At 66.7% G+C, this 7,470-nt stretch carries 6 protein-coding genes; all 6 read right to left on the bottom strand.

The window, feature by feature from the left end; genetic code table 11:
• On the bottom strand, window positions 1–1,485 hold a 1,485-nt coding region (locus tag AC5P9P_RS20385), incomplete at its 3' end, for a cache domain-containing protein (RefSeq protein WP_495233069.1).
• Window positions 1,486–2,301: 816 nt separating this feature from the next.
• Window positions 2,302–4,677: a methyl-accepting chemotaxis protein gene (locus AC5P9P_RS20390; RefSeq protein WP_049456944.1), complete on the bottom strand. Its 2,376-nt coding sequence runs from the start codon at window positions 4,675–4,677 to the stop codon at window positions 2,302–2,304.
• A 101-nt stretch (window positions 4,678–4,778) separates the two neighbouring features.
• Complete coding sequence (locus AC5P9P_RS20395; protein WP_005409515.1) at window positions 4,779–5,162, bottom strand: hypothetical protein; 384 nt, start codon at window positions 5,160–5,162, stop codon at window positions 4,779–4,781.
• Between the two features lie 136 nt (window positions 5,163–5,298).
• Complete coding sequence (locus tag AC5P9P_RS20400) at window positions 5,299–5,790, bottom strand: chemotaxis protein CheW (protein ID WP_005409516.1); 492 nt, start codon at window positions 5,788–5,790, stop codon at window positions 5,299–5,301.
• A gap of 232 nt (window positions 5,791–6,022) precedes the next feature.
• The gene (locus tag AC5P9P_RS20405) at window positions 6,023–6,796 is read right to left on the bottom strand and encodes a flagellar brake protein (protein ID WP_049404463.1); all 774 of its coding nucleotides are present in this window, start codon (window positions 6,794–6,796) and stop codon (window positions 6,023–6,025) included.
• Window positions 6,797–6,998: 202 nt separating this feature from the next.
• Window positions 6,999–7,470: methyl-accepting chemotaxis protein (locus AC5P9P_RS20410; protein ID WP_495201820.1), on the bottom strand; the 472-nt coding region annotated here is incomplete at its 5' end.

Consider the following 7,470-nt stretch of genomic DNA (forward strand, 5'->3'; position numbering starts at 1 on the left):
CTCCATCGAGGCAGCGGTCTCTTCCAGGTTGGCGGCCTGCTGCTCGGTACGGCGCGACAGGTCGCTGTTGCCGGACGCGATCTCGCCAGCGGCCAGGGTGATGCTGGAGGCACTGGCCTGGATCTGGCCGACGATCTGGGTCAGCTGCGTAACGGTGGTGTTGGCGTCGTCGCGCATGCGTGCGAACACACCCTGATAGTCGCCGTGCATGCGTGCTGTCAGGTCGCCTTCGGCGATGGCCGACAGCAACTGCGAGAGCTTGCCGAGGTTGTCATCGCTGACCGCCATCATTGCGTTGAGGTTTTCCAGCATCAGGCGGAAATCGTGATCGAAGCGCTGCGCATCACCGCGCTGGCTGAAGTCGCCGGCGGCGGCGGCACCGGCCAGCTGCTTGATCTCGGCATTGATGCGGCCGAGGTTGGCCTTGACGGTGTCGACGGTGGTGGTCATCGCCGCCTTTTCGCCGGGGTAGCGGGCGATGTCGCGGCTCAGGTCGCCGACTGCGTACTGCTGTACCACGTCCAGCACGTCATGCAGGGTCTGCACATGGCTGCCGACCAGGGTGTTGGTCTCCTGCACCATCAGCCCGTACTCGCCGGGGAAGACACTGGCGTCGATGCGATAGCTCAGTTCGCCGGCATCGTGACGGCGGGCCATTTCGCGCTGGCCGCCGATGACCGCATGCAGCTGCTGCTGCATGCCGGACATGGCCTCCAGCAGGCGACCGGGTTCGTCATGCGGCTGCGGGCCGATATGGCTGTCCAGCTTGCCATTGGCGATGCCTTCGGCGACGGCGGTGGCCTGCTTCAGCGGGCGCGCGATACGGTTGCCGATGACCCAGCTCAGGGCCAGCACGATCAGCACCAGCACACCACCGGAGATCGCCATGATGGCGGTGAACACCAGCGCCTGCCGCTGCACGTCGTCCATGTAGACGCCGCTGCTGACCACCCAGTTCCACGGCGCGAACAGGCCAGCGTAGGCGACCTTTTCGACCTCGCCCTTGCTGCCCGGCTTGGCCCATCGATAGTTGACGAAGCCACCGCCGGCCTTGGCCGCTTCGACCTGGTCGTAATAGATGCGCACGCCGTCGTCGGTGCGGAAGTCCTTCATTTCCTTGCCGACCAGGTCCTTGCGGAACGGGTGCATCAGCAGGCGGTAGCCGGTGTCGTAGATGTTGAAGTAGTACGTATCGTTCTCGGCACGCATCACTTCCAGGGCCTGCAACGCGGCGCTCTTCGCGGCGTCCTCGCTGAGTTCGCCGGTGCCGGCCAGGCGGTGGTAGTGCTGGAGGATGCCGTAGCTGAGTTCGACCTGGGTCTTCAGCGCGGTCTTGCGGGTCTCGGTGAGGTCCAGGTACTGCATGCGGGCGGCGATCACCGAGAGCGCGATCACGCCGAGCGCGATGAGCAGCGTCAGCAGGTTGAGCTTGCGCCGGACGGAGAGATTGCTGAAGTAGTGTTGCCAGCGATGCAGGAGATTCATCGAGCAGGACCAGGTCGAAAGGGGCGGGCGGCGCCGAGCCGGTCAGCGGCGGGATACGCCGTGACAACCCCGTTATCGGCCGCTGGGGCTGGGGATTGAGGTGAGGTGTCCGAACGTATTCAGGTTTTCTTGCAGCGGCGGCTGCGGCGCTGCCTGCGGCAGGCTTTTGAAGCAACGGCAACAGCAACAGCAACAGCGGTTGGTCGGCGCTGGATTGTCAGTAAGTGGCTGGGGCGGCGTGGGCAGGCAGGACACGCCGTAAACCCCGCTCCGCGGTCCGGCCCAGCCGCTGGCGGCTGGGCGTTCGGGCGCTTGCGAAGCAGTGCTTCGCAAGCAAAGCGCCCTCACCCGTGGGGGCTCGATGGCGCCATCCATGGCGCCAACGGTCCTGCCTACCCATCCCGGCCCAGCCCTCTCGGCATTTCGGTGTCGGACGGAAAGAGCGTTGGGTTTCCAGGTGGAAAGAGGGGTCAGATCCGTTTTCCTGCGGAAAACGGATCTGACCCCGGAAGCGATGCAGCTGTCGCTCTTGCTCTTCCTTCTTCAATCCGGGGTGGACGCGCACGGAAATTTTCCGTGGCCGGGAGGGTGGGTTGCGCAGGGGCGTGAGCCGCATGGATGCGGCGACCGAGCTTACATGGACGTACTTGCAGCGGCCCCTGCGCAGCCCACCCTCCCGGCCAACCCTCGCTAGCCAAGCGCTTTTCGCGACCCACCCCGAGGGGCTTCGCCGTTGGCTGGATAATCAGATACCCCGTAAACAAAAACGCCCCAGCACAGGGCCAGGGCGTTCTCGTAACTCAGGTCAGGCAGGCATCAGAACTCCTGCCAGTCTCCGTCGGCCAGTTCGGTGGCCATCGGGCGACCACCCGCCGTGCGGCGGGCCGGCGGGGCAGCCGGGGCCGGGGCAGCCGGTGCAGCGGCACGCGGCGCCGGGGCGGTGACGCGCGGGGCGGCGACGACCTCGGCTTCGTCCACCACGAAGATCGACACCGCTTCGCTGAGCTGACCAGCCTGTTCTTCCATCGCACGCGCGGCAGCAGTGGCTTCTTCCACCAGCGCGGCGTTCTGCTGGGTGGTTTCGTCCATCTGCACCACGGTCTGGTTGACCTGCTCGATGCCGGCCGACTGCTCCTGCGAGGCGGCGGAGATCTCGGCCATGATGTCGGTCACGCGCTGCACCGAGGCGACGATCTCGCCCATGGTCGCGCCGGCCTTGTGCACCAGCGCCGAGCCGTCGTTGACCTTGCCGACCGAATCGTCGATCAGGCCCTTGATCTCCTTGGCGGCAGCGGCCGAACGCTGGGCGAGGGTACGCACTTCGCTGGCGACCACGGCGAAGCCACGGCCCTGCTCGCCGGCACGCGCGGCTTCCACCGCAGCGTTCAGCGCCAGGATGTTGGTCTGGAAAGCGATGCCGTCGATGACGCTGATGATTTCGGCGATCTTCTTCGACGAGGCTTCGATGGCCGACATGGTGGTGACCACCTGGCCGACCACCTCGCCGCCCTGCGAAGCGACGCCGTGCGCGCCGATGGCGAGCTGGTTGGCCTGGCGGGCGTGCTCGGCGTTCTGGCGCACGGTGGAGGTCAGTTCCTCCATCGAGGCGGCGGTCTCTTCCAGGTTGGCGGCCTGCTGCTCGGTACGGCGCGACAGGTCGCTGTTGCCCGAGGCGATCTCGCCGGCGGCCGAGCTGATCGCGCGGCTGGACTGCTTGATGCGGGTGACGATTTCACTCAGCTGCGCGGCGGTGGCGTTGGCGTCGTCGCGCATGCGGGCGAACACGCCCTGGTAGTCGCCGTGCATGCGCACGGTCAGGTCACCCTGCGACAGCGCGGCGAGCAGGCCGGAGATCTGTTCGATGCTCCCGGCATTGGCGTCCAGCAGGCCGTTGATCTGCTGGGCCAGCTGCAGGAAGAAGCCTTCCTTGTCGCTGGCGTCGATGCGGCCGGACAGGTCGCCGGCGGCGGCCTGGGCGATCACGCGCGCCACTTCGGCTTCGACCAGTGCTTCCTGGGTGCGGTCGCGCCATTCCACCACGTAGCCGACGGTGTCGCCGCCTTCGTTGCGGATGGTCGACACCACCTGCGCGAACTGGGCATCGCCGTACTGCATCGGGCGACGGGCGACGCCGTGGGCCTTCAGGTTGCCCAGCAGGGTCTGGTCCATCTCGCCGCGGTGTTCCAGCACGGTGACCGGCTTGCCGATCAGCGAGGCCTGCGCATCGAAGTCCGGCAGGTCGCGGCGTACCTCGTCCTGGTACTGGCTCAGGGTCTGCTGCAGGGCGCGGTTGCTGTAGACGATGGTGTTGCTGGTGTCGGTCAGGTACACGCCGGTCGAGCTGTAGTCCAGCGCGGTGCGGATGCGCAGGTTCTCGCGGGCAACGGCCTGGTCGGTTTCGATGCGTTCGCGCAGGTCGCGCTGCATCCGCTGCATGGCCTGCATCAGTTCGCCCACTTCATCCTGGCGGCTGACGTCGATGTGGCCATCGAGCTTGCCGCCGGCCACGTCGTTGGCAACCGACACGGCGCCACGCACGCTGCCGACCAGGGCGCGCGCGAACAGCCAGACCAGCACCAGGCCGAGCGCGGCGCCGCCCAGCAGGGCGATCACGGTCAGCACGGCGGAGGCGGAATAGGTGGACGCGGCCTCTTCGCGCGAGGCGCGGGCGAGGCGGTTGTCTTCGGCGATCAGCGCTTCCAGCGCGGATGCAGCCTTGCGGTGCTTGGTGCGGGTCTCGCCCACGAAGGTATCGATGGCATCGTCCGGCAGGTCCAGCTCCAGCATCTCGGTGACGCTGTCGTAGGAGGCCAGGGCGTCCTTCCATTCCTTGGCGAAGGTATCGAACAGCTTCTTCTGCTGCGCGTTGTCGACCAGCTTCGGGTATTCCTTGATCGACGTGTCCATGCTGGTGCGCAGGTCGACGGCCTGCTTGCGCGCGTCGGACTTGACGTCATCGCTGGCGCGGATCAGCTGCTGGTAGGCGGCATTGCGGTACTCGCCCAGCATGCCGCGCATCTCGCCGGCCATGCGGATGCTTTCCATGCGCGAACCGGCCAACTCGGTGGTGACGTTGTTCAGCGAATGCAGTCCGCGATAGGCGACGATGCCCTGCAGCAGCATCACCAGCAGGAGGACGCCGAAGGTCAACAGCAGCTTCGGCATCAGTTTCAGGTTGTTGATCCACGGCATGGGCGTTGCGATCTCCTAAGGCAGACGCGTCCGGGCGTCGGGCCCGGTTGCAGCAGAAACCACGCCGGCACAAGCTCCGGCGTGGTTCGACGGACAGCGGATTACTTGATGTTGGCCAGCTTCAGGCCCGCGGGCGAGCTGACTTCGATTTCCGCGCGCGAGGCGTCGCGCTGGATCTTGCCGATCACGCACACGGTCTTGCCTTCCAGGGTTTCCAGCGGGAAGGAGAACTTGCCGCGGTTCTCGCCGGCGATGCGGGCCGAGAAGGTGTGGCGCGGGAAGGCACCGCCCATGTACAGGAAGGTCGGCTGGCCTTCGGAACCTTCTGCGTAGCGGGCCTTTTCGACCTTGCCACAGACCATGCCGTCCTTGCCGACCGAACGCGGGGCCAGTTCCGGCGGGATCATGTCGGCCGCCTGGGCGAACGCGGAGGAAGCGGTGGTGGCCAGGACAGCGGCCGAAACGAACGCAAGCAGGGACTTCATCGAGGTGTATCTCCGGGGATGGTGATGGTCGTTCCGGTTCCGCGCGCTCCTGCGCGACCGGCTTCTGTCCCCCTATCGGCACTGCTGGGGGGAACTGAAGGGTTTTGTGACCAGAACGTGAAGCAGGTCCGATGGATCAGGCGGCAGCGTCTTCGGCGAGGGAGGCCTGGCCCATGTCGGCGCTGTCGAGCAGGGTCTCGATGTCCAGCAGGATCAGCATGCGGTCGTCGTGGGTGCCGATGCCGGAGATGAAGCGGGTGTCGACTGCAGCGCCGAACTCCGGGGTCGGGCGGATCTGCTCGGCCGACAGCGGGATCACGTCCGACACGCTGTCGACCACGATGCCGACCACGCGGTCTTCGACGTTGAGCACGATCATCACGGTGAAAGCGTCGTAGCGGGCGTTGTCCAGGCGCAGCTTCAAGCGCAGGTCGATGACCGGCACGATGGTGCCGCGCAGGTTGATCACACCCTTGATGTAGTCCGGGGCGTCCGGCACGCGGGTGACCGCATCGTAGCCACGGATCTCCTGCACCTTGAGGATGTCCACGCCGTAGTGCTCGGCGCCGAGGGTGAAGCTGAGGAATTCGCCACCGGCGCTGGCGGCGGAGCTGGTCTTGTCGTTCATCGAGGGGTCCTGGTTCTGCCGGAAGTCCCGGTGTCAGGCTCGATATCGGCCCCGCGTGGGGGGACTTTAGGTGCCGGGGGAGAGGCATCCACGCATGGCGTGGATCTGCCGCGGCGCGGCCGGCACGCGCATATGGCGTGGATCCGCCAAAGATCGGTAGTGCCGGCCGCTGGCCGGCGACGGCATCATGCGGGTTGCCGGCCGCCGGCCGGCACGAACGGTCGAACGGGCCTCAGAGCTCGCCGTTGCGGCGCGCCTTGCGCTGGCGGTCGATGCGGAAGATGTAGCGCTGGATGGCGCTGTCGCCGCCGCGCGGCAGGCTGTCAAAGCGCATTCCCACGCGCTTGACCTCGATGCCATTGGGCTGTCGCTGTGGCAGCAGGTTGCAGACCACCAGTTCGATGTCCAGGTCGGGGCCATCGGGCAGCGACAGCTGCGCCGGGTAGCGCTTCTGCAGGCCGAATACGGCGCAGTCGTTGGGAACCACTACGGCCAGGCCGCCACCGCTGATGTCCACCACCCGCATCGACAGCGCTTCGGCATGTGCTTCGCCGGGTGGCAGCAGCAGATGCGGCGAGTCGGTGACCGGGGTCTCCAGCCGGTACAGCTCACGGCGCTGCAGATGCACCAGTTCGTCCGGCAGCGGGGCGCGGAAGGCGACGTGGCCATCGTTGTCCACGCGCTGCAGTTCGTGCAGGCGGAACCGCACAAGTACACGTTCAAGCTGGGCGAAGCAGAGCAGGTGGTCGGCCTGCTCTGCGGCACGGTTCGATGCCTCCTGCGGGCTGCCGTCGAGCAGCAGGTAGTCTTCGTCCTCGTCGAGATCAAGCAGGGCGGTCGGGAAGGAACGATCCCGGCCGTCGATATGCGCGTTGATCAGTGATCGCTGGTCGATCAGCGAGCGCAGCAGCTGGCGCAGCTGGCGGGGGTTGCGGACCAGGAAGCGTTCGTCCGCGGCGTCGGCCGCGTGGACATCATGCAGTTCAGTGTCGTGGCCGTCGGACATGGAGTCTGTGATCAGGGGCGGGCGCCAGCACGTTGGTGCAGGCTCGATGGGGATATCGGCCTCTGCATTGGATTATGAAGTGAGATTTGCATCACTTTCCATGCATAAGGGGTCAGATCCCTTTCCCGTGGGAAAGGGATCTGGCCCCGTGGCCCGCCATGCTGGTGCATCCACCCCATGGGCGGATGCTTTCTGCGTGGGGTCAGAACTCCTGCCAATCGCCCTCGGCAGCCAGCGCCGGCTGGGCGGCCGACGCCCGCAGCGGCCGTGTCGGTACTGCCTTGGTGACGGGCAGGGCGGCCGCGACCTGGCGTGGCTGCGGTGCATTTGCCAAGCGTGCTGGCGCAGCGGCGACGCCCTGCGATGCCAGCCGGAAGCGCGCCACGGCTTCGCCCAGCTGCACGGCCTGGTCTTCCATGGCGCGCGCCGCAGCAGTCGCTTCCTCCACCAGCGCGGCGTTCTGCTGGGTGGTTTCGTCCATCTGCACCACGGTCTGGTTGACCTGCTCGATGCCGGCCGACTGTTCCTGCGAAGCGGCGGAGATCTCGGCCATGATGTCGGTCACGCGCTGCACCGAGGCGACGATCTCGCCCATGGTGCTGCCGGCCTGGTGGACCAGGCTGGAGCCTTCGGCGACCTTGCCGACCGAATCATCGATCAGGCCCTTGATCTCC

It is taken from the genome of Stenotrophomonas sp. YJH_SMC_14-1, assembly GCF_059372275.1.

Coding starts and splice junctions, on each gene's coding strand:
- AC5P9P_RS20390 (WP_049456944.1), bottom strand. CDS start 4,677: ATGCCGTGGATCAACAACCTGAAACTGATGCCGAAGCTGCTGTTGACC.
- AC5P9P_RS20395 (WP_005409515.1), bottom strand. CDS start 5,162: ATGAAGTCCCTGCTTGCGTTCGTTTCGGCCGCTGTCCTGGCCACCACC.
- AC5P9P_RS20400 (WP_005409516.1), bottom strand. CDS start 5,790: ATGAACGACAAGACCAGCTCCGCCGCCAGCGCCGGTGGCGAATTCCTC.
- AC5P9P_RS20405 (WP_049404463.1), bottom strand. CDS start 6,796: ATGTCCGACGGCCACGACACTGAACTGCATGATGTCCACGCGGCCGAC.